The following is a 24,426-nucleotide window of genomic DNA, read 5'->3' on the forward strand; positions in this document are numbered from 1 at the left end:
GCGATGCAGAGGCATTGAAATCCTCTGTGATCAAGACTCCCGCAGACCCCAGTCCCTGATATTTCCCGATCCGGAACGGCCGCCACGGCAGCATCGTGGACTGCACCTATTCCCGGCGCCGCCTAGCTGCCGCGCCTGCTTAAACCGGAGCCGCCGGCACAGGCCAGCCCCGGTTGCCAATAAATAGTATCCCGTCTTTGCCTGACGCCAGATGGCGGGATGACGTGAAAACCGATCTTCTAATACGAGCATCATCATGAAAAACAATCTCCTGCAGCGCCAGCCCCTTGCGATCGTCGCCGCCGGCACGCTGATTGTCGGCGTCATCGCTTTCGTCGCCTTCGGCCATCAAGGCAAGGCCGCCGCTGCTGAAGCCAGCGCCAGCATCAGCACCGGTCCCAATTTCATCCGCCAGGGCACGCGCATCACGATCCCGCAACATTCACCGCTGCGCTCGCGCGTTGTGGTGCAGGCCGTCGCATCGCTGGACGCCACACATGCGCTGGAATTGCCGGCGCAGGTAGAAGCCGATCCCGGCCGCACCATCAATATCCTGCCGCCGGTGGCCGGCAAGGTGCTGGAGCTGAAGGTCGGCCTTGGCGATCATGTGCGCAAGGGACAGCTGCTGCTGGTGATGACCTCCGGCGATTTTGCCCAGGCCACCTCCGATCTGCAAAAGGCGCGCGATACGTTGCAGCTTACCAAACGCGTGCTGGAGCGCCAACGCGGCGTGCAGCAGGCCGGCGCCGGCGCCGCCAAGGATCTGGAACAGTCCGAAAGCACTTACGTCCAGGCGCAGGCGGAATTCGCCCGTGCCGATACCCGCCTCAAATCGCTCAGCGCCGGCGGCGCCAGCGCTGCCGACAGCGGCGGCCAGCGGCTCAACCTGGTGGCGCCGAGTTCCGGCAGCATCACGGCGCTGTCGATTGGCGCCGGGCAGTCGGCCAACGATCCGAATGCGGTCCTGATGACCATCGCCAATCTGGACAATGTCTGGATCACCGCCAGCGTGCCGGAGAACATGCTGGCCTTGGTCAAGAAGGGGCAGGCAGTGAACATCAGCCTGCCAGCCTATCCGGGCGAAAAATTCCGCGGCAATGTGGCGTTTGTCAGCGATGTCCTGCAAGCGGACACACGGCGGGCGCTGGTGCGCATCAGCGTGCCGAACGGCGACGGCAAGTTCAAGCCCAACATGTTTGCCAATGCCGCGTTTGCTGTGGCGCAAGACGCGGCGCCGGTGGTGCCGCCGTCGGCTTTGTTGATGAACAATGAAAACACCACTGTCTTTGTCGAAGTGGCGCCGTGGACCTTCGAGCGGCGCACCATCGAGACCGGCAACCAGGAAGACGGCAGCGTGCGGATCCAGAAGGGTTTGCTGGCAGGCGAGCGGGTGGTGGTCAAGGGCGGAGTGCTGCTCAATGATTAACAAGATCGTTCGTTATTGCCTGCAAAAGCGTTACGCGGTGATCCTGGTGGTGCTGATGGTGACCCTGTTCGGCTACTACTCGTGGACGCGGATGGCTGTGGAAGCTTATCCGGAACTGTCCGACGTCACCGCCCAGGTCACCACCCAGGCGCCCGGCCTGGCCGCCGAGGAGGTCGAGCAGCAGATCACCATCCCGCTGGAACGCCAGCTGAGCGGCACGCCTGGCCTGGTGCACATGCGCTCGTCCAGCACTTTCGGCCTGTCGCTGATTACCCTGACTTTCAAGGACGGCGCCGAGGATTACTGGGAGCGCCAGCGCGTCACCGAGCGCATGACGCAGGCGGCGCTGCCGGCCGGCATCACGCCCAGCCTGGATTCGGTGACCAGCGCCGCCGGTGAAATTTACCGCTATACCCTGGAATCCGACAGCAAGAATCTGCTGGAGCTGTCCGAGATCCAGCGCTGGATCGTGATCCCGGAATTGCAGCAGGTGCCCGGCATCGCCGAAGTCGGCAATTTCGGCGGCCTGACCATGGAATACCAGCTGGAAGTCGACCAGCAGCAGTTGCAGCGCTTTGGTGTCTCGCTGTCCGATGTCACCAGCGCCATCAACAACAATAACGCCAACGCCGGCGGCAGCCGCATCACCCGCGGCGAGCAGGGCTATGTGGTGCGCGGCATCGGCCTGATGCGCAGCCTGACCGATCTCGGCAATGTGGTGGTCAAGCAGTCCAACGGCGTGCCGGTGCTGGTGCGCGATCTGGGCAAGCTGCAGTACAGCCATCAGGAGCGGCAAGGCATTCTCGGCAAGGACAATAATCCCGACACCATCGAAGGCATCGTCAAGCTGCTGAAGTATCAGAACGCGTCGGAAGTGATCAAGGACGTGCACGCCAAGGTCGAGCAGCTGCAGAAGCAGCTGGCGCCGATGGGCGTCAAGATCGTGCCCTACATCGACCGCGACGACCTGATCCAGCTGACCATCCACAAGGTTGGCCATACCGTGCTGGAGGGCATCGGCCTGGTCTGCATCGTGCTCATCCTGTTCCTCAGCAGCCCGCGCAGCGCGCTGGTGGCGGCGGTGACGATTCCGCTGGCGCTGGTGACGGTGTTCATCATGATGTACCTGACCAAGATGCCGGCCAACCTGTTTTCGCTGGGCGCGATCGATTTCGGCATCATTGTCGATGGCGCCATCGTCGTCACCGAAGCGATCCTGCGGCGGCGCGAAGCCAAGCCCGAGGCGGAGCTGACCGAGACCGACGTGCGCGACGCCACCACCGAAGTGATACGGCCGATTTTTTTCGCCACCCTGATCATCATCGTCGCCTATCTGCCGCTGTTCGCTTTTGAACGGGCGGAAGGCAAGCTGCTGTCGCCGATGGCGTTTACCGTCAGCTACGCCCTGATCGGCGCGCTGCTGTGCAGTATCGTGCTGGTGCCCGGACTGGCGTACATGGCGCTACATAAGCCGCGCCGGATTTTCCACAACAAGCCGCTGGAATGGCTCAGCGCCGGCTATCGCAAGACCTTGGGACGGCTGCTGGCCAATCCCGTCGTGTCGTATGCGCTCGGCGCGCTGGCGCTGGCCGGCGTGATCATCCTCGGTGCGGCTACCGGCCGCGAATTCATGCCCAACATGGACGAGGGCACCTTGTGGCTGCAAGTGCAGATGCCATCCGGCCTGTCGCTGGAAAAGGGCAGCGAGATGGCCAGTGAGCTGCGCCGTACCTTGCTGGAGTTTCCGGAAGTATCGTATGCCGTGACCCAGCTCGGCCGCAGCGACGACGGCACCGATCCCTGGACCCCTTCGCACATGGAAGTGCCGGTCGGGCTGAAGCCGTACAGCAGCTGGGCCAACGGCGAGACCAAGGAGCAGTTCGTGCATAAGCTGAACCAGCGCCTGGCGCAACTGCCCGGTTTCTCGGTCGGCATCAGCCAGCCGATCAGCGATGGCGTCAACGATGCTGTCGGCGGCGCCCACAGTCCTCTGGTGATCCGCGTGTATGGCGATGATTTCAAGGAGCTGCGCCACATCGGCGAGCAGATCGTTACGGTACTGAAGCAAGTCAGGGGCACGGCCGATGTCGCCATCTTCCAGGAACCGCCGGTGCCGCAGGTGGCAATCGATATCGATCGTGCCGCCGCGGCACGGCTGGGCATCAATGTTGCCGATGTCGCCGCCCTGATCCAGACCGGCATCGGCGGCGCGCCGGTGACCCAGCTGTATGTGGCGGACCGGGTGCATAACGTCACGGTGCGCTTCGCCAAGGACAGCCGCAACAGCCCGGAGGCGCTCGGCAACCTGTTGCTGACCACGGCCAGCGGCGCCCGTATTCCGATGTCGCAGGTGACCCATATACGCACCACTACCGGCGAGAGCACGATCGCGCATGAAAACACGCACCGCCAGCTGACCGTACGCCTGGATTATGCCGACCGCGACTTGCTGTCGTACTACCAGGAAGCGCAAATCCAGGTCGCGCAGAAAGTGCATTTCGATAAAGCCAGCTACCGTCTCGAATGGGCGGGCCAGTTCGAGAACCAGGAGCGTGCGCAGTCGCGTCTGGTCTTGGTGTTCGGTCTGGTGCTGGGCCTGATGGCGGTGATCTTGTACGCCGGCTTCGGCAAGCTACGGCAGGCCTTGCTGATCCTGGGGGTGGTGCCGCTGGCGGCGCTGGGCGGGCTGATCGCGCTGCGTTTCACCAACGGCACCATCAATGTCGCCACCGGGGTCGGCTTCATTGCCCTGTTCGGGGTGGCGGTGCAGAACGGCATCATCATGGTCTCCAATATCAACCGCGTGCGGCGCCAGGGCATGATCTTGCGCGACGCGGTGCTGGCAGGGGCTTTCGAGCGCTTCCGGCCGGTGCTGATGACGGCCACGGTAGCATCGGTCGGCATGCTGCCGGCGGCGCTGGCGACCGGCGTCGGCACCGATGTCCAACGTGGCCTGGCGACGGTGGTGGTGGGCGGACTGGTGGTCGCTACCATGCTGACCTTGTTCATTCTGCCGGCCTTCTATTATTCGCTGGAAAGCTGGATCGAACGCCGCCGCGGCATCAGCAAAGAACTAGACGGACGCTAAGGCGCCGGGAAAAAACGGGCAGGTAAAAATATGAATACAACGACATTGCATTGCAAGCTGCCGCTGAGAATCTCCGTGATGGTCATCGCACTGGCGCTGGCTGGTTGCGCCGCCGGGCCGGATTTCAAGCAGCCGGCTGCGCCTGAGGTCAAGGGCTACGCCAAGGAGCCGCTGCCGGCAACCACTTCGTCCGCCGCGACCACCGGCGGCACGGCCCAGCAGTTCGTTGAAGGCATGGATATTCCGGCCCAGTGGTGGACTCTGTTCAATTCGCCGGCATTGAATGCCGTCATCGAACAGGCGCTCAAGGCCAATCCGGACCTGCAGTCGGCGCAGGCCGCATTGCGCGCCGCGCAGGAGCAGGCATCCGCACAACAGGGCGCATTCCTGCCGAGCGTCAATGCCAGCCTGGCGCCGACCCGGCAAAAGCAGCCGCTGTCGGCCGGCCAGGGACCGTCGCCGTTCAACCTGCACACTGCCCAGGTCAGCGTTTCCTACACGCTCGACGCGTTTGGCGGTAACCGCCGCCAGGTCGAGGGATTGCAAGCCCAGGCCGAGCAGCAGAAATTCCTGCTGGAAGCAGCCTATCTGACGCTGACCTCGAATGTGGTCGCCGCCGCGGTGCAGGAAGCGGCTTTGCGGGCGCAGATTGCGGCGACCCAGGAAGTGCTCAAGGTGCAAGGCGAATTGCTGGTGCTGCTGCAGCGCCAGTATCAACTCGGCGACGTAGCCCAGGCTGACGTGCTGGCGCAGCAGGCCGCGCTGGCCCAGACCCAGGCCAGTTTGCCGCCCCTGCAAAAATCGCTGGCGCTGCAGCGCGACCTGCTGACAGTGCTGGCCGGGCGTTTTCCGAGTGAGGAGCTGGAGCAGAAATTCGACCTCGCCAGTCTCAGCCTGCCGCAGCAGCTGCCCGTGAGCCTGCCGTCCAGCCTGGTGCAGCAGCGTCCTGATATTCGTTCGGCGGAAGCGCAGCTGCATGCCGCCAGCGCCGCCGTCGGCGTCGCTACCGCCAACATGTTGCCGCAGATAACCCTGAGCGCGAATATCGGCAGCGCCGCCGCGCAGATGGGCGATCTGTTTACTTCGGGCACCGGTTTGTGGAGTCTGGTTGGCGGCCTGACGCAACCGCTGTTTGCCGGCGGCGCGCTGCTGCACAAAAAGCGCGCTTCGGAAGCCTTGCTGGAACAGGCTGCAGCACAGTATCAAAGCACCGTGATCCACGCCTTCCAGAATGTCGCCGACAGCCTGCGCGCCTTGCAATACGATGCCGACGCCCTGCAGGCGCAGTACCTGGCCGAACGCGCCGCCGCGCGCAGCCTGGAGATTTCGCGCAAGTCGGTGCAACTGGGCGCAGCCACGCCGCAGACCTTGTTGACCGCGCAACAAACCTATCAGCAAGCTGTGATCGCCCTGGCGCAGGCGCAGGCGGCGCGCTTTGCCGATACAGCGGCGCTGTTCCAGGCGCTGGGTGGGGGCTGGTGGAATCGCGGGGAGACCTTGGCTGCAACGGCCAAGTAATCATTGCTTGCATAGAGAAATCATCGGCGCAGATTGTCCGTTCGCGTGTGCCCGCAGCGGATGTCTGCGTTGCGCTCTCTGGCATTTCTTAAATACTTTCCAGTAGCGTTTTAAGTGCATAGCGAGTGCTAATGTGCCGGGGCAGGGCTGCATCGTCGCACCGGAATTGCCTATCTCTTTCTACCTGCATGGCAATTCAAAAATCTTCAGGTCGCTTGCATGGGCTGCCGTTGTTGCGTCACGCGCATTTGTGGGGCAGTAGGGGATTTGACGTGATGTAATTTATGGGATACAGTTGTCAGTGAAAACTATTCAAACAACGTCTGTATTTGAGCATTGGTTTGCCTCGTTGCGCGACCGCAGCGTCAAAGCGCGGATCCAAGTGCGCATTGACCGTGCTGAGCTGGGTAATTTTGGCGATTGCAAAGCTGTCGGTGAAGGTGTTTCCGAGATGCGGATTCACTTCGGCTGTGGCTACCGGGTCTACTTTATGCAACGTGGCGATGAGATAGTGATATTGCTTGCGGGTGGTGACAAGTCGGCGCAGGACAAGGACATCAATACCGCGTTGGAATTGGCGCGTCAACTTTAGGAGCGATGCATGGGAACGATCAAACTGCGTCAGTGGGATTCCGCAGAGCATCTGCAAACCGCGGCCGATATTGCTGCCTATGTCGATGCCTGCCTTGAAGAAGCGGGTGACGATCCCGCTTTCATCGCACATGCTTTGGGCAACGTTGCGCGCGCGCATGGCATGAGCCAGGTGGCGCGCGATACCGGGCTGGCGCGCGAAAGCCTGTATAAGGCGCTATCGGGCGAGGGTAATCCCGAGTTCGGAACCATTTTGAAAGTCATGAAAGCACTTGGCTTGAGACTGCACGCGAGCGTGGCATAAATGGCGCTGGCCGGCGGCAATCTGGTGGTGGGTAATGTTGCGGCAGGGCTGGGCATGGAGCGCGGCGCGGACTCTGTTTTGGTAAACACGCAACACCCTGCTTTGCGCACTTGCCATGCCGCACACATTTTCTGGTATGATCGGAAGCATCCTGTTGCCGTCGCGATTGTTGCAATTTCCGACGGCCGGCAGCAACGAATTCACCATCTGTAAGAGCGAGAAAGGCATCCCGGTTATGACACCGCGAACTACCACCACAATCTGTGAGCGACACTAGTCGAGGCCTTTTTCTACCTGCAAGATGAAAAAAGCGCGGCTGGTCCGCGTTTTTTTTCGTCCGCGTTTTTGTAAAACATTTTTGTAAATATTAGCAATTAACTTAACTTAATTCAATCCGGTGCGGCCTGGCAGGGCCGGCACTGATACGAGGCTAAAAATGATAGCAGTCAAACTTCCCGATGGTTCACAGCGTCAATTCGACGCGCCGCTGACTGTGGCGCAGGTCGCCGCCAGTATCGGCGCCGGGTTGGCCAAGGCGGCTTTGGCCGGCAAGGTCGATGGCAAGCTGGTCGATACTTCCTTCCTGATCGAGCGCGATGTCGAGCTGGCGATCGTGACCGACAAGGATGCCGACGGCCTGGAAGTAATCCGCCATTCGACAGCGCATTTGCTGGCTTATGCGGTCAAGGAACTGTTCCCTGATGCGCAGGTGACGATCGGGCCGGTGATCGAGAATGGCTTTTACTATGATTTCGCCTACAAGCGCCCGTTTACGCCGGAAGACTTGCTGGAAATCGAAAAGAAGATGGCTGAGCTGGCCAAGAAGGATGAGCCCGTCACACGCAAGGTAGTGGCGCGCGATGAGGCGATTGCCTATTTTGAATCGATCGGCGAGGCCTACAAGGCAGAACTGATCGGCTCGATTCCGCAGGACCAGGAAGTTTCGCTCTACACAGAAGGCAAGTTCACCGACTTGTGCCGCGGTCCGCACGTGCCGTCGACCGGCAAACTGAAGGTGTTCAAGCTGATGAAGCTGGCCGGCGCCTACTGGCGCGGCGATGCCAAGAATGAAATGCTGCAGCGGGTGTACGGCACTGCCTGGGCCAAGAAAGATGAGCAGGAAGCTTACCTGCATATGCTGGAAGAGGCGGAGAAGCGCGACCACCGCAAGCTGGGCCGCGCGCTTGATCTGTTCCATTTCCAGGACGAAGCGCCGGGCCTGATTTTCTGGCACGCCAAAGGCTGGACAATCTGGCAGCAGGTCGAGCAGTACATGCGCCGCGTCTATAACGACAATGGTTATCAGGAAGTCAAGGCGCCGCAGATCCTTGATCGTTCCCTGTGGGAAAAGACTGGTCACTGGGAAAACTATCGCGAGAGCATGTTCACCACCGAGTCGGAAAACCGCAGCTATGCGCTGAAGCCGATGAACTGCCCGGGCCATATCCAGATTTTCAATGCCAGCCTGCACAGCTACCGCGACCTGCCTTTGCGCTTCGGCGAATTCGGCCAGTGCCACCGCAATGAGCCATCCGGCGCCTTGCACGGCATGATGCGGGTACGCGGCTTTACCCAGGATGACGGCCATATTTTCTGTACTGAAGAACAAGTGCAGGATGAAGTTGCTGCTTTCGACAAGCTGGTGCGCAAGGTCTATCTCGATTTCGGCTTCACGGAAGTGGCGGTCAAGCTGGCCCTGCGTCCTGAAAAGCGGGTCGGCGAGGAAGAAGTCTGGGATAAGGCTGAAAACGCTTTGCGCGAAGCCATCCGTGCCTCCGGCGCCGAGTGGGAAGAATTGCCGGGCGAGGGCGCTTTCTACGGGCCGAAGATCGAGTATCACCTGAAGGATTCGATCGGCCGTTCCTGGCAGTGCGGCACCATGCAGGTCGACTTTTCGATGCCGGGCCGCCTCGGTTCGGAATATGTTACTGAAGACAACGGCCGCAAAGTACCGGTCATGCTGCATCGTGCTATTGTCGGCTCGCTGGAGCGTTTTATCGGCATGTTGATTGAAAATCACGCCGGCGCCATGCCTTTGTGGCTTGCTCCAGTGCAAGTTGTTGTTTTGAATATCTCCGACGCCCAGTCCGAATATGTGCAGAATGTTGCACAAACGCTGAAAAAACAAGGGTTTAGGGTAGAGACCGATTTGCGTAATGAGAAGATTACCTATAAAATACGGCAGCATTCTTTGCAGAAGCCGCCTTATATACTGGTTGTCGGTGATAAAGAGCGTGATGCAAACACAGTGGCCGTGCGAGCGCGGGGCAATGTCGATCTGGGTGTGATGCCTATCGACGTACTGGTGGAGCGCCTCAAGAACGAGGTCGAGACCAAAGCCTGAACGGGGTGACCCAAGCGCAAGAGCACGGCTTAATTATTTGATTTTTAAAGGAAACTGCAATAGCTACGGACAAGTCACATCGCATCAACGGCGAAATTACGGCGCCAGAATTGCGCTTATCCGGTGTCGAGAACGAAGCACTCGGTATCGTCAGTCTGGCTGAGGCCTTCCGCTTGGCGGAAGAGGCGAACGTTGACCTGGTGGAAATCGCACCGACAGCGCAGCCACCGGTAGCCCGTTTGATGGACTACGGCAAGTTCAAGTACCAGGAACAGAAGAAGGCGCACGAGGCCAAGTTGAAGCAGAAGGTCATCCTGGTGAAGGAAGTCAAATTCCGCCCAGGTACCGATGATGGTGATTACAACATCAAGCTGCGCAACCTGACCCGCTTCCTGGACGAAGACGGCGACAAGGTCAAGATCACGCTGCGTTTCCGCGGCCGTGAAATGGCCCACCAAGACATCGGCATGCGCATGCTGGAACGTCTGAAGGCAGACCTGGAGCCGTACGGACAGGTCGAGCAGTGGCCGAAGATGGAAGGGCGTCAGATGATCATGATCATTGGCCCTAAGAAGAAGAAATAACAAGCTAACGGATTGCGGGGCAGAGTTTAAGAGTCGCCGAAGCGCGGCGAATTATTCTGTCCTCAACTGATTAAGATTTTAGGTGTAGGGACGAACAATCGTTCTGTCACCGAAAAAGCAGCAGGCTAGATCCTGCTGCGAAATCCAGCTGTGGCAGTCGGGCAGTTGGGTTTAAACAAGTGAGAGCAGGCATCCAAGCGTAACGATATTGTTGCCACCTGCAATCATGTTAAAAAAAGGAGCTGTCCCTAGAGGACAGATAGTGTCATGCCTAAAATGAAAACGAAGAGCAGCGCCAAAAAGCGCTTCCGCGTCCGTCCGGGTGGTACTGTTAAGCGCGGCCAAGCGTTTAAACGTCACATCTTGACCAAGAAAACCACCAAAAACAAACGTCAATTGCGCGGTTCCGTTGGGGTCAATGACCACAACATGGTATCCGTTTCGCGCATGTTGCCGAACGCTTAACCTCATACTAAGGAGTTATTATGCCTAGAGTAAAACGTGGGGTTACAGCTCGTGCCCGTCATAAAAAAGTTCTTAACCTTGCCAAGGGTTACCGCGGTCGCCGCAGTAAAGTCTACCGTGTAGCCAAGCAAGCAGTCATGCGCGCTGGTCAATACGCATACCGTGACCGCCGCAACAAGAAGCGCGTATTCCGTGCATTGTGGATCGCCCGTATCAACGCCGCTTCCCGTGAGCATGGCATGACATACAGCGTATTCATGAACGGTCTGAAGCGTGCTTCGATCGAACTGGACCGTAAGGTTCTGGCTGATATGGCAGTGATGGACAAGCCAGCGTTTGCTGCGATTGTCAATCAAGTCAAGGCCAACATCGCTGCGTAAGTTTCTTATGTAGTTTTGCCAATGCCGCGCGGTTCTGCGGCGTGGCAATCCCGAGCGGGGCAGAGGTCAACACCTTATGCCCCGTTTGTGTTTTTAACCGCCACTTTTCGTGTTTGCGGAAGAGCTCAAGAGTCGCCTGGCTTGTCCTGTGGCGTATTGCTCTGTCCCTGACTGGATAGATGGGTGTATTTCGGCTTCAATGGAGCAGGAAAAAACTGCATGAACTCCCTAGAACAATTAGTAACGCAAGCCCAGGCTGATTTCATCGCCGCCGTCGACGCTGCCGCGCTGGAAAACGCGAAAGCCAAATATCTCGGCAAGACCGGCCAGATCACCGAGCAGATGAAGGGGCTGGGCAAGCTGGCGCCGGACGAGCGCAAAGTCCAGGGCGCCGTCATCAATACCGCCAAAGAGCAGATCGAAGCCGCGCTGACCGCGCGCCGTGATGCCTTGGCCAATGCGCAGATGCAAGAGCGCCTGAATGCAGAAGCGATCGATGTCACCTTGCCGGGCCGTGGCCGTGGCGTCGGCGGCATCCATCCGGTGATGCGTTCCTGGCAGCGTATCGAAGAAATTTTCCGTTCGATCGGTTTCGATGTGGCCGACGGCCCTGAAATCGAAACTGACTGGACCAATTTTACCGCCTTGAACAGCCCGGAAAACCATCCGGCGCGTTCGATGCAGGACACCTTCTACATCGAAGGCAACGACACCGAAGGCAAGCCGCTGCTGCTGCGCACTCACACCAGCCCGATGCAGGTGCGCTATGCGCGCATGAACAAGCCGCCGATCAAGGTCATCGCCCCCGGCCGCACCTACCGTGTCGACAGCGACGCCACCCATTCGCCGATGTTTCATCAGGTCGAAGGATTGTGGATTGCCGAAGACATCAGCTTCGCCGACCTCAAAGGTGTCTACCTGAATTTCGTCAAGGCTTTCTTTGAAACCGACGATCTGCAAGTGCGTTTCCGTCCCTCCTATTTCCCGTTCACCGAGCCTTCGGCCGAGATCGACATTGCCTTCGGCAGCGGTCCGCTGAAAGGGCGCTGGCTGGAAGTCTCTGGCGCCGGCCAGGTGCATCCTAACGTGGTGCGCAACATGGGCCTGGATCCGGAACAGTTCATCGGTTTCGCGTTCGGGTCCGGCATCGAGCGTTTGACCATGCTGCGTTATGGCATCAACGATCTGCGCCTGTTCTACGAAGGCGATCTGCGTTTCTTGAAGCAATTTAACTAAAATTATCGCCGTTCAGCGCTAACCGGAGCATCGAGTCCGTCATCCCCGCGAACGCGGGGATCCAGGTTACTGATTAAAATGGATTCCCGCGTGCGCGGGAATGACGTACAAGGTGTGGTTCTCTGCAGGTGCTGAATGGTCACCTAAAATCCTGATACAGGTTTTTGAAGGTTTTACCTATGCAATTCTCTGAAAGCTGGCTGCGTTCCATGGTCGATCCGAAGATGACTTCGGACGAATTGTCCCACCTGCTGACCATGTCCGGTCTCGAAGTGGAAGAGGTCGAGCCGGTCGCGCCGCCCTTTACCAATATCGTGGTGGGCCTGGTGGTCGAGACCGCCAAGCATCCGAATGCTGATCGCCTGAATGTCTGCCAGGTCGACGTCGGCACCGGCACCATGCTCAACATCGTCTGCGGCGCGCCGAACGTGCGCCCGGGTCTCAAGGTGCCGTGCGCCATGGTCGGTGCCATCCTGCCGCCGGGCGCCGATGGCAAGCCGTTCGAGATCAAGCTGGGCCAGTTGCGCGGCGTCGAGTCGCAAGGCATGCTGTGCTCCGCGCGCGAACTGAAGCTGTCGGAAGAGCACGGCGGCTTGCTGGAACTGCCGGACGATGCGCCGGTCGGCCAGAATTTCCGCGACTATTTCGAACTCAACGACCTCAAGTTCACCATCAAGCTGACGCCGAACAAGGCGGATTGCCTGTCGGTGCTGGGCGTGGCGCGCGAAGTGTCGGCTCTGACCGGCACCCCGCTGAAACAACCGCAGTACAAGACTGTCGCTGCGACGATTACCGAAACCTTGCCGGTCAAGATTTCCGCGCCTGATTTATGTGGCCGTTTCTCCGGCCGCGTAATCCGCGGCCTCAACGCCAAGGCGCCGACGCCGCAATGGATGAAGCAGCGTCTGGAGCGCAGCGGCCAGCGGCCGATCTCGGCGCTGGTGGACATCTCCAACTACGTGATGCTGGAGCTGGGCCGTCCTAGCCACGTATTCGATCTCGACAAGATCCACGGCGGCCTCGATGTACGCTGGGGCAAGGCGGGCGAATCGCTCAAACTGTTGAACGGCAATACCGTCAGCGTTGACGATTGGATCGGCGTGATCGCCGATGATCAGCAGATCGAATCGCTGGCCGGTATCATGGGCGGCGACGCCACCGCAGTGTCGCTGGAAACGCAAAACATTTATCTGGAAGCCGCCTTCTGGTGGCCGCAAGCAATCCAGGGCCGCGCTCGCCGCTTCAATTTCTCAACCGATGCCGGCCATCGCTTCGAGCGCGGCGTCGATTTTGCCACCACGGTGGAGCATATCGAGCGCATCACGGCTTTGCTGGTCGAAATCTGCGGCACGCCTGCCACCCAGATCGGTCCGATTGACGACCAGAGTGTCAACCTGCCTAAGCGCGATCCGGTCAAGGTACGTACGTCGCGTGCGATCCGTGTCATCGGCGTGCCTTTGTCGGATAGCCAGATCGCCGACATCTTCACTCGCCTGGGCCTGGCCTTCACGCAAGAGAACGGCGTGTTTTCGGTGACGCCGCCGTCCTACCGTTTCGATATCGAGATCGAAGAAGACCTGATCGAAGAAATCGCCCGCGTCTACGGCTTTGAAAACATCCCGGCCTTGCCGCCGGTGGCGCCGAACGCGATGTACATCGCGCCGGAAAGCCAGCGCTCGCTGTTCACCTCGCGGCGCCAGCTGGCCGACCTGGATTACCAGGAAGTGATCAATTTCAGCTTCGTCGAAGCAGCCTGGGAAGCTGATTTCGCCGGCAACCTGGCGCCGATCAAGGTGCTCAACCCGATCGCCAGCCAGATGGGCGTGATGCGCTCGACCCTGGTCGGCAGCCTGGTCGCCAACGTCAAATACAATCTGAACCGCAAATTGAACCGTGTGCGGATTTTTGAAACCGGCGCGGTCTACATGCGTGACCAGCAGGTCGAGAACGGCCCGCTGGCGGTTGCCGGATATGCTCAGCCGAAGCGGATCGCCGTCCTGGCTTACGGCCCGCAAGCCGACGAGCAATGGGGTCAGGCTGGCCGCAACGTCGATTTCTTCGATGTCAAAGCCGATTTGGAAGCGCTGTTCGCGCCACTGGTTTTGCGTTTCGCTAAAATCGAACATCCGGCGCTGCATCCGGGTCGTTCGGCGCAGGTGCTGCTGGGCGATCAAGCGATCGGCTTCATCGGTGAGCTGCATCCACGTCTGCAGCAGAAGTATGAGCTGCCGCTGGCGCCGGTTCTGTTTGAAGTCGACGGCCTGGCGTTGCAGCAACGGCAAGTGCCGGCCTACGTCGAAATTTCGAAATTTCCGGCCGTGGTGCGCGATCTTGCCGTGGTGGTAAAACAAGCGGTTTACGCCCAGGATCTGATGGACGTTTTTGCTGCTGAGCAGCAAGGAAATCCAGCCTGCCGAATTCTGCAAGCCATTGTTTTATTTGATGAATATCATGGCAAAGGATTGGAAAATGACGAAAAAAGTCTTGCTTTCCGGTTTACCTTGCAAGATACTGAAAACACCCTCCAAGATGACACCGTAGAAGCCGCCATGTCTGCTTTGATCGCTGCTGTCAGCAAGGTGCCAACAGCAAAATTACGGACTTGATTTCTCTTCAATCCACGTAATTTAATGATAAAACCTGCGGTAAAAGCCGGATGCCTGCGCGCAAGCGCCGCTCCGGCGGCAGCAATCCAGAAGACAGGGGCGTAACAACAGAATGAACAATATGCAGACAGTAGAATTTGAATCCGTTCTGGACGCCGACCTGAACCGGGCGATGCGCGAAGCGCAAGCCCGTTCGCAGGCAGAAAAGAATTTACCGACACTGACCAAGGCGGAACTGGCTGAACTTTTGTTTGAACAGGTTGGTCTCAACAAGCGTGAAGCCAAAGACATGGTGGAAACGTTTTTCGATGAAATCCGCGATGCGCTGGAGCGTGGCGAGTCGGTGAAGCTGTCCGGCTTCGGCAATTTCCAGCTGCGCGACAAGCCGCAGCGTCCGGGCCGCAATCCGAAAACCGGGGAAGAGATTCCTATCACTGCGCGCCGCGTGGTGACTTTCCACGCTAGCCAGAAACTCAAGGGCATGGTTGAAGCCGCAAGCCTGCAACCCATCCAGCCTATTCAACAGTTTGCCGCCGCCCTGCCAGCTAATTCATGAACGATCGCATTAGTAAAACCGAGCTTGTCGTATTGCCGCCGATTCCGGCCAAGCGCTATTTCACCATCGGCGAAGTGAGCGACCTGTGCGGCGTCAAGCCGCATGTGCTGCGCTATTGGGAGCAGGAATTCACCCAGCTCAAGCCGGTCAAGCGGCGTGGCAACCGCCGTTATTATCAGCATCACGAAGTGCTGCTGATCCGCCGCATCCGCGAGCTGCTGTATGAACATGGCTTTACCATCAGCGGCGCGCGCAACAAGCTCGACGGCCGCCTGGGCGCTGCCGCGGAAGCCGAGCAGGCCGAAGCCAAGCAGAACGAGATAAGCCTGGTCGAGGTGCGTCACGAACTCGAACAGATACTGGCGCTGCTGATACCCAAAACCGAGCCAGTCGTAGAATAACTACTGAACATGGAGGGGAGAGAAATCTCTCCTTTTTTGTATTTGGACTAATGCCTTTCTTTGCAATTTAACCGTTTTATCTAATTAGTTGGGGACAGAGGCGCGCGGCGAGCGTAATTCATCGCGCTGCGGTGACTCATAAACACTCGCCGTGCGCCTCTGTCCCGCAAGAATGACACTTATGCTCAGCGACCCACGTTTTCCCAATCTCTTCATCCTCAATCACCCGCTGATCCAGCACAAGCTGACCCACATGCGGAGCAAGGAGACCTCGACCCGTACTTTCCGCCAGCTGTTGCGGGAAATTACGCTGTTGATGGGCTATGAAATCACGCGCGACCTGCCGCTGACGACGCAACTGATCGAGACGCCGATGCAGAGCATGGAGGCGCCGGTGATCGCCGGGCGCAAGCTGGCGGTGGTGCCGGTGCTGCGCGCGGGGATCGGCATGAGCGACGGTTTGCTGGACCTGGTGCCGTCGGCGCGGGTGGGGCATATCGGGGTGTATCGCGATCCGGATACGCACCAGCCGGTGGAGTACCTGGTGCGTTTGCCGGATTTGGCGGAGCGTATCTTCATTGTCTGCGATCCGATGGTGGCGACTGGTAACTCGGCGGTGCATGCGGTGGATGTGCTGAAGAAGCGTGGCGTGACCGACGAGCAGATCATCTTCCTGGCGCTGGTGGCGGCGCCTGAAGGCGTGCAGGTGTTCCAGGATGCGCATCCCGGCGTGAAACTGTATGTGGCAGGCCTGGATTCTCACCTGGATGCACACGCCTACATCGTGCCAGGCCTCGGCGACGCCGGCGACCGCATATTCGGTACCAAATAAACCGCAGCAGCAGTCAAATGGGGTCGGAGTTTTTTTCGCGTTCTTTGCGAAAATTACTCCGACCCCATTTGACGGACCACGGAGTACATCCCGTAGCGCTCAATATCTTCCTGCTACAACCTTAAGCCAGCATTTTCAACACCAGCTCCGCCACCGCAACCGAAGAAGCCGGATTCTGCCCTGTGATCAGATTCCCATCTGCCACCGCATAACTGCCCCAATCCGCGCCCTTGCTGTAATCACCGCCAAGGCGCTTCAGTTCGGCTTCCACCAGGAAAGGCACGATATCGGTCAACTGCACGGCAGCTTCTTCGCTATCCGAAAAACCGGTAACCTTTTTACCCTTGACCAGCGGCGTGCCGTCGGCAGCCTCCACATGGCGCAGCACACCCGGCGCATGGCAGACCGCGGAGACCGGCTTGCCGGCGGCGTACATGGAAGCGATCAGCGCGATCGAATCCTTGTCTTCCGCCAGGTCCCACAGAGGGCCGTGGCCGCCCGGATAAAATACGGCGTCATAATCTTTCGCCTGAACCGAAGGCAGCTTGATGGTCGAAGCCAGGGCGGCTTGCGCTGCACTGTCCTTGCGGAAGCGTTCTGTGGCTTCGGTCTGGGCGTCGGGTTCATCGCTTTTCGGATCCAGCGGCGGCTGGCCGCCGAGCGGCGAGGCCAGGGTCAGCTTGGCGCCGGCGTCCAGGAAGGCGTAGTAGGGGGCGGCGAATTCCTCCAGCCAGAAGCCGGTTTTCTTACCCGTGTCGCCCAGTTTGTCGTGCGAGGTCAGTACCCTTAATATGTTCATGTGAATTCCTTTTGATGTAGCGATAGTCGGAGCGCTTATTCGTCGCCGGTGCGTATCACCAGCTTGCCGAAGTTCTTGCCTTCCAGCAGACCCATGAACGCTTGCGGCGCATTTTCCAGGCCGTCGACGATGTCTTCGCGGTATTTCATCTTGCCGGCAGCGATCCAGCCGCTCATCTCCTTGAAGAATTCCGGATAGCGGTGACCGTAGTCGTCAAAGATGATGAAGCCTTGCATCTTGATGCGGCGGGTCAGCAGGCGGCGCATCAGTGACGGCAGGTGATCCGGGCCCTCCGGCTTACCGGTGGCGTTGTAGCTGGCGATCATGCCGCACAAGGGCACCCGGGCTTTCGCGTTCAGCAAGGGCAGCACGGCCTGGAACACGGCACCGCCGACATTTTCAAAATACACATCGATACCCTTGTCGCAGGCCGCAGCCAGCTGTTGCGGGAAATCCGCTGCGCGGTGGTCGATGCAGGCGTCGAAGCCCAATTCTTCTACGGCATACTTGCACTTGTCGGCGCCGCCGGCAATGCCGACCACGCGGCAGCCCTTAAGCTTGGCGATCTGCCCGACCACCGAGCCGACCGCGCCGGTGGCGGCAGCCACAACCACCGTTTCGCCAGCTTGCGGCTGGCCGATGTCGAGCAAGCCCATGTAGGCGGTGAAGCCGGGCATGCCGAGCAGGCCCAGCGCATACGATGGCTTGCCCAGCTTCGGATCCAGCTTGGTCAAGCCTTTGCCGTCGGACAGCGCATAGTCTTGCCAGCCGCTGTAGCTCAGCACCAGGTCGCCCGCTTTGTAGGCAGGATTTTCCGAGGCTTCAACCCGTGCCACCGTACCGCCGACCATCACCTCGCCGACTTCCACCGGCGCAGCATAGGAAGGCGCATCGCTCATGCGGCCGCGCATGTACGGATCGAGCGAGAGATAGACGGTACGCAGCAATACCTGGCCCGCGGCGGGTACCGGCAGCGGGCTCTGATCCAGCTTGAAATTCTCGGCAGTCGGTGCGCCATGCGGGCGCGAGGCCAGCAAGATGCGGCGGTTGACGGTTTTGCTTTGTGACATGTTCGCTACTCCTTGGGTGGAATGAGTGCCGGCGCTGCTTTGCCGGCGTGGGCGGAATCAGTTTTACAGTGCCGCTTCGAGGATCTTGCGGCTGACTGCGAGGGTGTGGTCCTGGTGCTCACCGAGTCGGGTCATGCCATGTTGTTCGAGTTGCACCAGCACCGTTTCGACCGCAGGCTGGCCCAATTCATAATCCGACAAGCGGGTCTTGATGCCCATGCTTTCAAAGAATGCGCGGGTGCGTTCAATGGCGAGGTCGATACGGGCATCTTCGCTGCCTTCGGTAATCTGCCAGACGCGCTCGGCGTATTGCAGCAGTTTGGCATGTTTGCTATGGCGGCGCACGGTCAGCAAGGACGGCAGCACGATCGCCAGGGTGCGGGCATGGTCGATATCGTATTGCGCGGTCAGTTCATGGCCGAGCATGTGGGTAGCCCAGTCTTGCGGCACGCCGGCGCCGATCAAGCCGTTGAGCGCCAGCGTCGCTACCCACATCAGGTTGGCGCGAGCGTCGTAGTCATTTGGCTCGGCCAGCACTTTCGGCCCGGTTTCGATCAGGCTCAGCAGCAAGCCTTCGGCGAAGCGGTCTTGCACCTGGCCTTGCACCGGATACGTCAGGTATTGCTCGACGGTGTGCACGAAGGCATCCACCACGCCGTTGGCGATCTGCCGCGGCGGCAGGGTGAAGGTTTTGGTCGGATCGAGAATCGAGAATTGCGGAAACACCAGCGGGCTGTGGAAGGCTAGCTTGGCCTGTATCGATTTGCGGGTGACGACGCCGCCGTTGTTCATTTCCGAGCCGGTCGCCGGCAAGGTCAGCACGCTGCCGAAGGGCAGGGCGCTGGTGATGTTGGCGCCGCGCTTGACGGCGATGTCCCACGCTTCGCCTTCGAAATGCGCAGCGGCGGCGACAAACTTGGTGCCGTCGATGACCGAGCCGCCGCCGACCGCCAGCAGGAAATCGATCTTTTGCGCGCGCACCTGCTCGACAGCCTGCATCAGCGTTTCATAACTCGGATTCGGTTCGATGCCGGCGAACTCATGGACTTCACGCTCGCCGAGCGCTGCCTTGACTTCGGCCAGAGTGCCGGTTTTCTGCGCGCTGGCGCCGCCGTACAGGATCAGTACACGGGCCTTGGCAGGCACCAGCTGAGACAGCTTGGCGATGGTGTCGCGGCCGAAGACGATCTTGGTGGGATTGTAGAATTCAAAATTCAGCATGGGGATTTCCTTTGGCAAATAAGTCGCTCAAACAAGGCGAGCGGCAAAAAAACGGATGCGCCTGCGAGATGCAAGCGCGTGTGTGATGTGTGGATTGTTCAGGGCGACGCCAGTACGCTGAGGCTGATCTCCATGGCGTTTTCGAGCGGACCGCGGTCACGCTGCAGCTTGGCCAGCAGACTGGCGCCCAACCATAGCTGATAGAGCATCTGTGCGGTTTTCTGGGGTTCCAGGCTGAGCTGCAGGGAACCGTCGGCGATGCCTTCAGCGATGCAGTCGGCGATCCGGGCCATCACTTGCTGTGTGCCTGCGCACAGGACCAGGCGCATGTCGTCCGACAGATCGGCCACTTCCGCACTGAGCTTGACTACCAGGCACTTGTCCATGGCTTCGCCGCCGGCTTGGGTCTCGCGCCAGTTGCTCCAATAGCGCAGCAAGCGCTCGCGTGCCGGCCCGGCGCCGGTCTGCAAGACCTGGTTGAGCGCCTGCAGATAATCTTCTACATATTGTTCCATCAGCGCCCGGCCGTATTGCTCCTTCGAGCCGAAGTAGTGATAGAAGGAGCCCTTGGGTATCGCCGCCGCACTCAGGATCTCGCTCAGCCCGACTCCGGAGAAGCCTTTGACTGCAATGATTTTCTGTCCGGCGTCGAGGATATGGCGCTTGGTGGTGTCGTAAGAGGTTCGCATGATGGAGCTATTCTACATTAAAATTAGACCGGTCGTCTAATTCAATCAAAACTGATAATTTTTAACCAAATTTGGGCAGAATCCGGCCGATTCGATACTTTAAAGTTATCCAGTCATGCTTTACCGATGACTATTCATGTTTACGCATATCCGTTATGCTGGTGGGGTTGATTATGCAATTTTCATATCTATCCGAAAGTTGACAGTTCCCCACCTTTTTTAGCGGCGCCCATGACATCCCGTACCAACCACCATCTTGATACCTACCTGCTGCGTGTGCTGCACACCTTGCTGGTGGAAAAAAGTGTCTCGCGCACCGCCATCAAGCTGGGGCAGTCGCAGCCGACCATCAGCAACACGCTCAAGCGTTTGCGCGAGCTGACCGGCGACGCCATCCTGGTGCGCGGCAAGACTGGCATGGTGCCGACGGAACGGGGGCAGGAGCTGCTGGCGCTGGCCAAGCAAGGCCTGGAAGTGATCGAAAGAATTGCGGCGCCGGTGGCCGCCTTTGAAGCCGACAGCACCTCGCGAGTGTTCCATATCGGTACGCCGGATTACCTGAACATGCTGCTGATCCCGTCCATCATCGAGCAGCTGCGCAAGCGCGCGCCGGGCGCCAGCCTGATGGTGCATGCGCTGGACGCCAACCTGGACTACGCCAGCGCGCTGGAAACCGGCCGCTTCGACATGGTGATCGGCAACTGGCCGGATCCGCCCGAGCACCTGCACCTGGCGCAATTGTTCGACGACGACGTGGTGTGCATGATGCACCGCGACCATCCGGTCGCGAAGAAGGGCCTGACCCTCAAGTATTACCTGGAAATGCCGCACCTGGCGCCGACCCCGTATATAGAAGGGCACCGCAGCGGCATCGACGCCGCGCTGGCCGAACAGGGTCTGAAGCGCAACGTGCAGGTGACGATTCCGTACTTCGCGCTGGTGCCGCACGTGCTGTCGAAATCCGATCTGATTTTCACTACCGGCCGCCAGTTCGCCGAGCACATCATCGAAGACTGGCCGATCGGCATGTTTACCCTGCCGTTCGACATGCCGAAGATGCGTTTCTACATGCTGTGGCATGCGCGTTCGCATGTGGCGCCGGACGTGGTCTGGCTGCGGCGGCTGATCGCCGAAGTGGCCGCCGGCCTAGGCAAGACGCCGGCCAAGCAAGCGGTGCAGCAGATGTAGGGTGTGCACATCGTGCCCACGCGTTACGGCGATATCCAGAGAGCGAGCCCATCCGGCACCGAAGTAAGCATTGCGTAGGGCAAATTCACGCGTGGGCACGATGTGCCCACCCTACAGAACTGATTTGATTTTCCGCTTACTTTTCGCTGTAATTCACGCTCGGCCGCTGCGGCGACTTGCGTGATGTCGCGCGCATGTATTGGGGTGCCCACGAGGTGACGTCGTGCAGCGCATCGGCTGCATGCAAGGGCCAGTAAGGATCGCGCAGCAGTTCGCGCGCCATCAGCACCAGGTCGGCCTGTTCGGTGCGCAGGATATGCTCGGCCTGGCCGGGATCGGTAATCATGCCGACCGTGCCGCTGGCGATGCCGGCTTCGTGCTTGACCCTGGCGGCGAACTTGGTTTGGTAGCCGGGACCGACCGGAATGCTGGCGCTGGCGATGTTGCCGCCGCTGGAGACGTCGACCAGGTCGACTTCTGCTTCGCGCAGCAGGCGGCTCAAGGCTACTGTTTCATCGGCGTTCCAGCCGCCTTCGATCCAGTCGGTGGCAGACAGCCGCACCAGCAGCGGCAGATCCTGCGGCCACACCTTGCGCACTGCAGCCACCACTTCCAGCACCAGGCGTACGCGGTTTTCAAACGAACCGCCGTATTGATCAGTACGCTGATTGCTGATCGGCGACAGGAACTGGTGCAGCAGATAGCCATGCGCGGCGTGGATTTCCACCAGCTTGAAGCCGGCTTTGTGCGCACGCACGGCAGCATCGGCAAAGGCCTGTATCACGCTCTTGATGCCATCGATGCTGAGCGCAGCCGGGTTGGTATAGCTGGGATCGAAAGCAATCGCCGACGGCGCGTCGGTATGCCAGCCGCCTTGCTCCGGTTCGACCCGGCCTTGCTGTTCTTCCCACGGCCGCCAGACGCTGGCCTTGCGGCCGGCATGCGCCAGCTGGATGCCGGCCACCACGCCTTGCTGTTCGATGAAGCGGGTGATGCGGCTCAGCGGCGCGATATGTTCGTCCTTCCAGATGCCGAGGTCCTGCGGCGAGATGCGTCCATGCGGCAGCACCGCGCTGGCTTCGAAGATGATCAGGCCGGCGCCGCCGACCGCGCGGCTGCCCAGGTGCACCAGGTGCCAGTCGTTAGCGAAGCCGTCTTCGGCCGAATACTGGCACATGGGGGCCACGGCAATCCGGTTGGCCAGCGTCACGCCGCGTAACTTCAATGGAGAAAACAAGATGCTCATATTCTTTTCCTGTAAGTTGGTGTTGGCAAGACCGCTGTCGAGCGGCTCACATTTCGTTGACGATGTTGAACTGCAGCGCCGCCAGGCTTGCGTACAAGCCATTGTGCGCGACCAGTTCGGCATGGCTGCCGGTTTCGACCACGTGGCCGTGTTCCAGCACGATGATACGGTCGGCCCGCTGTACGGTCGCCAGGCGGTGCGCAATCACCAGCGTGGTGCGGCCGACCATCGCCGCTTCCAGTGCGCCTTGCACGGCGCGTTCGGATTCGGCGTCGAGCGCACTGGTGGCTTCATCCAGCAGCAGCAGCGGCGGATTTTTCAGCAGGGCACGGGCAATCGCGATGCGCTGGCGCTGGCCGCCTGACAAGCGCACGCCGCGTTCGCCGAGGAAGGATTGATAGCCTTCCGGCAGGCGTTCGATGAATTCGTGGGCGGCCGCCATCTTGGCGGCGGCGATCACTTCGGCATCGCTGGCGCCGACGCGGCCGTAGCGGATGTTTTCCAGCGCGTTGGCGGAGAAGATGATGGTGTCTTGCGGCACGATGCCGATGGCGTTGCGCAAGGTATGCAGGTCGAGATACTTGATGTCGACGCCGTCGAGCTTGATGCTGCCTTGCTGCGGATCGTAGAAGCGCAGCAGCAGCTGGAACAGGGTGGTCTTGCCGGCGCCGGAAGGGCCGACCACGGCCACCGTTTCGCCAGGGCGGATGTCCAGCGACAAGCCGTGCAGGGCGGCGCTCTCAGGCCGCGACGGGTAGCGGAAGCCGATATTTTCCAGAGTCAGGGCGGCGCCTTGCGCAGTGCGCGGCGGCAGCATATCGGGCAGCAGCACCGATTGCACCGGCGACTGCGCCGCCAGCAGCTCCAGCAGGCGCTCGGTAGCGCCGGCGGCGCGCTGGGCATCGCCCATCACTTCCGCCAGGGCGCCGATGGAACCGGCCAGCAGGGCCGCATACAAGATGAACTGGCCCAGTTCGCCGCCCGTCATGCTGCCCTGGACCACGGCGTGCGCGCCCAGCCACAGCACGAATACGATGGCGCCGAACACCAGCAGGATCGCCATCATGGTCAGCAGCGAACGCGCGCGTATCCGTTCCATCGCGGTGCTGAAAGCATTTTCGATGGAGACGTCGAAGCGCTGTGCCTCGATGATTTCATGGGTGAAGGCTTGCACGGTAGGCATGGCGTTGAGGATCTCGCCGGCCATGGCCGAGGCGTCCGCCACCCGGTCCTGGGAATCTCGCGACAGCTTGCGCACGCGCCGGCCATACCAGACGATAGGCAGCACCACCAGCGCCAGCATCACCAGGATGATCGCGCTCAGCTTGACGCTGGTAATGAACAGCATGATCATGCCGCCGGCGAACAGCAAGGCATTGCGCAGCGCCATCGAGATGCTGGTGCCGACCAGCGCCTGGATCAGTGTGGTGTCGGTGGTGATGCGCGACAGCACTTCGCCGGTCTTGGTGGTTTCAAAGAACTGCGGACTCTGCGTCACGACATGCGAATACACCGCGCTGCGCAGGTCGGCGGTGACCCGTTCGCCAAGCCAGGACACCATGTAAAAGCGCGCAGCGGTAGCTACGCCCAGCACGCAAGCGACGCCGAACAGCGCCAGGAAATACAGGTCGATATGATTGGCGCCCTGGATCCCGCCGGCGCTGAAGCCGAGATCGATCATCTGCCGGAATGCATACGGAATCGCCAGGGTGGCGCCGGCCGCCACCAGCAGCGCGATGCTGGCCATGGCAAACTGGCGTTTATAGGGAGCCAGGAAAGGGAATAAGCCGACAAGTGTGCCCAGACTGCGTTTTTGTGGTTCTTTGGAAGTTATGGTTGTCATGTTGGATTATGTATGGGCCGCCGTTGAACCTGGCCCTGC

General features: G+C 60.0%; 22 protein-coding genes. 16 read left to right on the forward strand and 6 right to left on the reverse strand.

Annotated features, from left to right (window positions below; all coding sequences use genetic code 11):
- The first annotated feature begins 256 nt into the window (after positions 1–256).
- The 15 genes from CPter91_RS09195 to upp all read left to right on the forward strand — a co-directional run bounded on the left by CPter91_RS09195 (position 257) and on the right by upp (position 16,331).
- A complete protein-coding gene (locus CPter91_RS09195; protein WP_061939524.1) occupies positions 257–1,426 on the forward strand; it encodes an efflux RND transporter periplasmic adaptor subunit in 1,170 nt (389 codons plus the stop codon).
- Complete coding sequence (locus CPter91_RS09200) at positions 1,419–4,514, forward strand: efflux RND transporter permease subunit (RefSeq protein WP_061939525.1); 3,096 nt, start codon at positions 1,419–1,421, stop codon at positions 4,512–4,514. Before CPter91_RS09195 ends, CPter91_RS09200 begins: the two co-directional genes overlap by 8 nt.
- Before the next feature lie 30 nt (positions 4,515–4,544).
- On the forward strand, positions 4,545–6,032 hold the full coding sequence (locus tag CPter91_RS09205) for an efflux transporter outer membrane subunit (RefSeq protein ID WP_061939527.1): 1,488 nt from the start codon (positions 4,545–4,547) through the stop codon (positions 6,030–6,032).
- A 295-nt stretch (positions 6,033–6,327) separates the two neighbouring features.
- Entirely contained in the window at positions 6,328–6,624 is a 297-nt protein-coding gene (locus tag CPter91_RS09210) for a type II toxin-antitoxin system RelE/ParE family toxin (protein ID WP_470294984.1), read from the forward strand.
- A 9-nt stretch (positions 6,625–6,633) separates the two neighbouring features.
- Entirely contained in the window at positions 6,634–6,927 is a 294-nt protein-coding gene (locus tag CPter91_RS09215) for an addiction module antidote protein (protein WP_061939531.1), read from the forward strand.
- Entirely contained in the window at positions 6,928–7,140 is a 213-nt protein-coding gene (locus tag CPter91_RS09220) for a hypothetical protein (protein ID WP_061939534.1), read from the forward strand.
- A 223-nt stretch (positions 7,141–7,363) separates the two neighbouring features.
- On the forward strand, positions 7,364–9,271 hold the full coding sequence (thrS, locus tag CPter91_RS09225; RefSeq protein ID WP_061939536.1) for a threonine--tRNA ligase: 1,908 nt from the start codon (positions 7,364–7,366) through the stop codon (positions 9,269–9,271).
- Positions 9,272–9,330: 59 nt separating this feature from the next.
- Positions 9,331–9,855: a translation initiation factor IF-3 gene (gene infC / locus CPter91_RS09230; RefSeq protein ID WP_081992442.1), complete on the forward strand. Its 525-nt coding sequence runs from the start codon at positions 9,331–9,333 to the stop codon at positions 9,853–9,855.
- A 267-nt stretch (positions 9,856–10,122) separates the two neighbouring features.
- A complete protein-coding gene (gene rpmI, locus CPter91_RS09235; protein WP_061539612.1) occupies positions 10,123–10,320 on the forward strand; it encodes a 50S ribosomal protein L35 in 198 nt (65 codons plus the stop codon).
- Between the two features lie 20 nt (positions 10,321–10,340).
- A complete protein-coding gene (gene rplT / locus CPter91_RS09240) occupies positions 10,341–10,700 on the forward strand; it encodes a 50S ribosomal protein L20 (protein WP_061939538.1) in 360 nt (119 codons plus the stop codon).
- A gap of 219 nt (positions 10,701–10,919) precedes the next feature.
- Complete coding sequence (gene pheS / locus CPter91_RS09245; RefSeq protein ID WP_061939540.1) at positions 10,920–11,936, forward strand: phenylalanine--tRNA ligase subunit alpha; 1,017 nt, start codon at positions 10,920–10,922, stop codon at positions 11,934–11,936.
- A gap of 179 nt (positions 11,937–12,115) precedes the next feature.
- Positions 12,116–14,542 (forward strand): phenylalanine--tRNA ligase subunit beta, encoded by a 2,427-nt coding sequence (gene pheT / locus CPter91_RS09250; protein WP_061939542.1) that lies wholly within the window; start codon positions 12,116–12,118, stop codon positions 14,540–14,542.
- 112 nt (positions 14,543–14,654) lie between these two features.
- Positions 14,655–15,098 (forward strand): integration host factor subunit alpha, encoded by a 444-nt coding sequence (locus CPter91_RS09255; RefSeq protein WP_014005494.1) that lies wholly within the window; start codon positions 14,655–14,657, stop codon positions 15,096–15,098.
- Positions 15,095–15,499 carry a MerR family transcriptional regulator gene (locus tag CPter91_RS09260; protein ID WP_061939544.1) on the forward strand — a complete coding sequence of 135 codons (405 nt, stop codon included), beginning with the start codon at positions 15,095–15,097 and terminating at the stop codon, positions 15,497–15,499. Before CPter91_RS09255 ends, CPter91_RS09260 begins: the two co-directional genes overlap by 4 nt.
- 181 nt (positions 15,500–15,680) lie before the next feature.
- On the forward strand, positions 15,681–16,331 hold the full coding sequence (gene upp, locus CPter91_RS09265) for a uracil phosphoribosyltransferase (protein ID WP_061939546.1): 651 nt from the start codon (positions 15,681–15,683) through the stop codon (positions 16,329–16,331).
- Positions 16,332–16,452: 121 nt separating this feature from the next.
- On the opposite strand, the gene CPter91_RS09270 is transcribed toward upp, so the two are convergent.
- The 4 genes from CPter91_RS09270 to CPter91_RS09285 all read right to left on the reverse strand — a co-directional run bounded on the left by CPter91_RS09270 (position 16,453) and on the right by CPter91_RS09285 (position 20,110).
- A complete protein-coding gene (locus CPter91_RS09270; RefSeq protein ID WP_061939548.1) occupies positions 16,453–17,130 on the reverse strand; it encodes a type 1 glutamine amidotransferase domain-containing protein in 678 nt (225 codons plus the stop codon).
- Between the two features lie 35 nt (positions 17,131–17,165).
- The gene (locus CPter91_RS09275; protein ID WP_061939550.1) at positions 17,166–18,200 is read right to left on the reverse strand and encodes an NADP-dependent oxidoreductase; all 1,035 of its coding nucleotides are present in this window, start codon (positions 18,198–18,200) and stop codon (positions 17,166–17,168) included.
- Between the two features lie 63 nt (positions 18,201–18,263).
- Positions 18,264–19,421, reverse strand: a complete 1,158-nt coding sequence (locus CPter91_RS09280) for an iron-containing alcohol dehydrogenase (protein WP_061939552.1) — start codon at positions 19,419–19,421, stop codon at positions 18,264–18,266.
- Between the two features lie 98 nt (positions 19,422–19,519).
- On the reverse strand, positions 19,520–20,110 hold the full coding sequence (locus tag CPter91_RS09285; RefSeq protein ID WP_061939554.1) for a TetR/AcrR family transcriptional regulator: 591 nt from the start codon (positions 20,108–20,110) through the stop codon (positions 19,520–19,522).
- Between the two features lie 231 nt (positions 20,111–20,341).
- On the opposite strand from CPter91_RS09285, the gene CPter91_RS09290 reads away from it, so the two are divergent.
- Complete coding sequence (locus tag CPter91_RS09290) at positions 20,342–21,298, forward strand: LysR family transcriptional regulator (protein WP_061939556.1); 957 nt, start codon at positions 20,342–20,344, stop codon at positions 21,296–21,298.
- Between the two features lie 136 nt (positions 21,299–21,434).
- Here CPter91_RS09290 and CPter91_RS09295 read toward each other — a convergent pair whose 3' ends face one another.
- Entirely contained in the window at positions 21,435–22,544 is a 1,110-nt protein-coding gene (locus tag CPter91_RS09295) for an NADH:flavin oxidoreductase/NADH oxidase (protein ID WP_061939558.1), read from the reverse strand.
- 46 nt (positions 22,545–22,590) lie between these two features.
- Entirely contained in the window at positions 22,591–24,387 is a 1,797-nt protein-coding gene (locus CPter91_RS09300) for an ABC transporter transmembrane domain-containing protein (RefSeq protein WP_061939560.1), read from the reverse strand.
- Between the last annotated feature and the right edge of the window lie 39 nt (positions 24,388–24,426).

It is taken from the genome of Collimonas pratensis (assembly GCF_001584185.1).
GTDB lineage: Bacteria > Pseudomonadota > Gammaproteobacteria > Burkholderiales > Burkholderiaceae_D > Collimonas > Collimonas pratensis.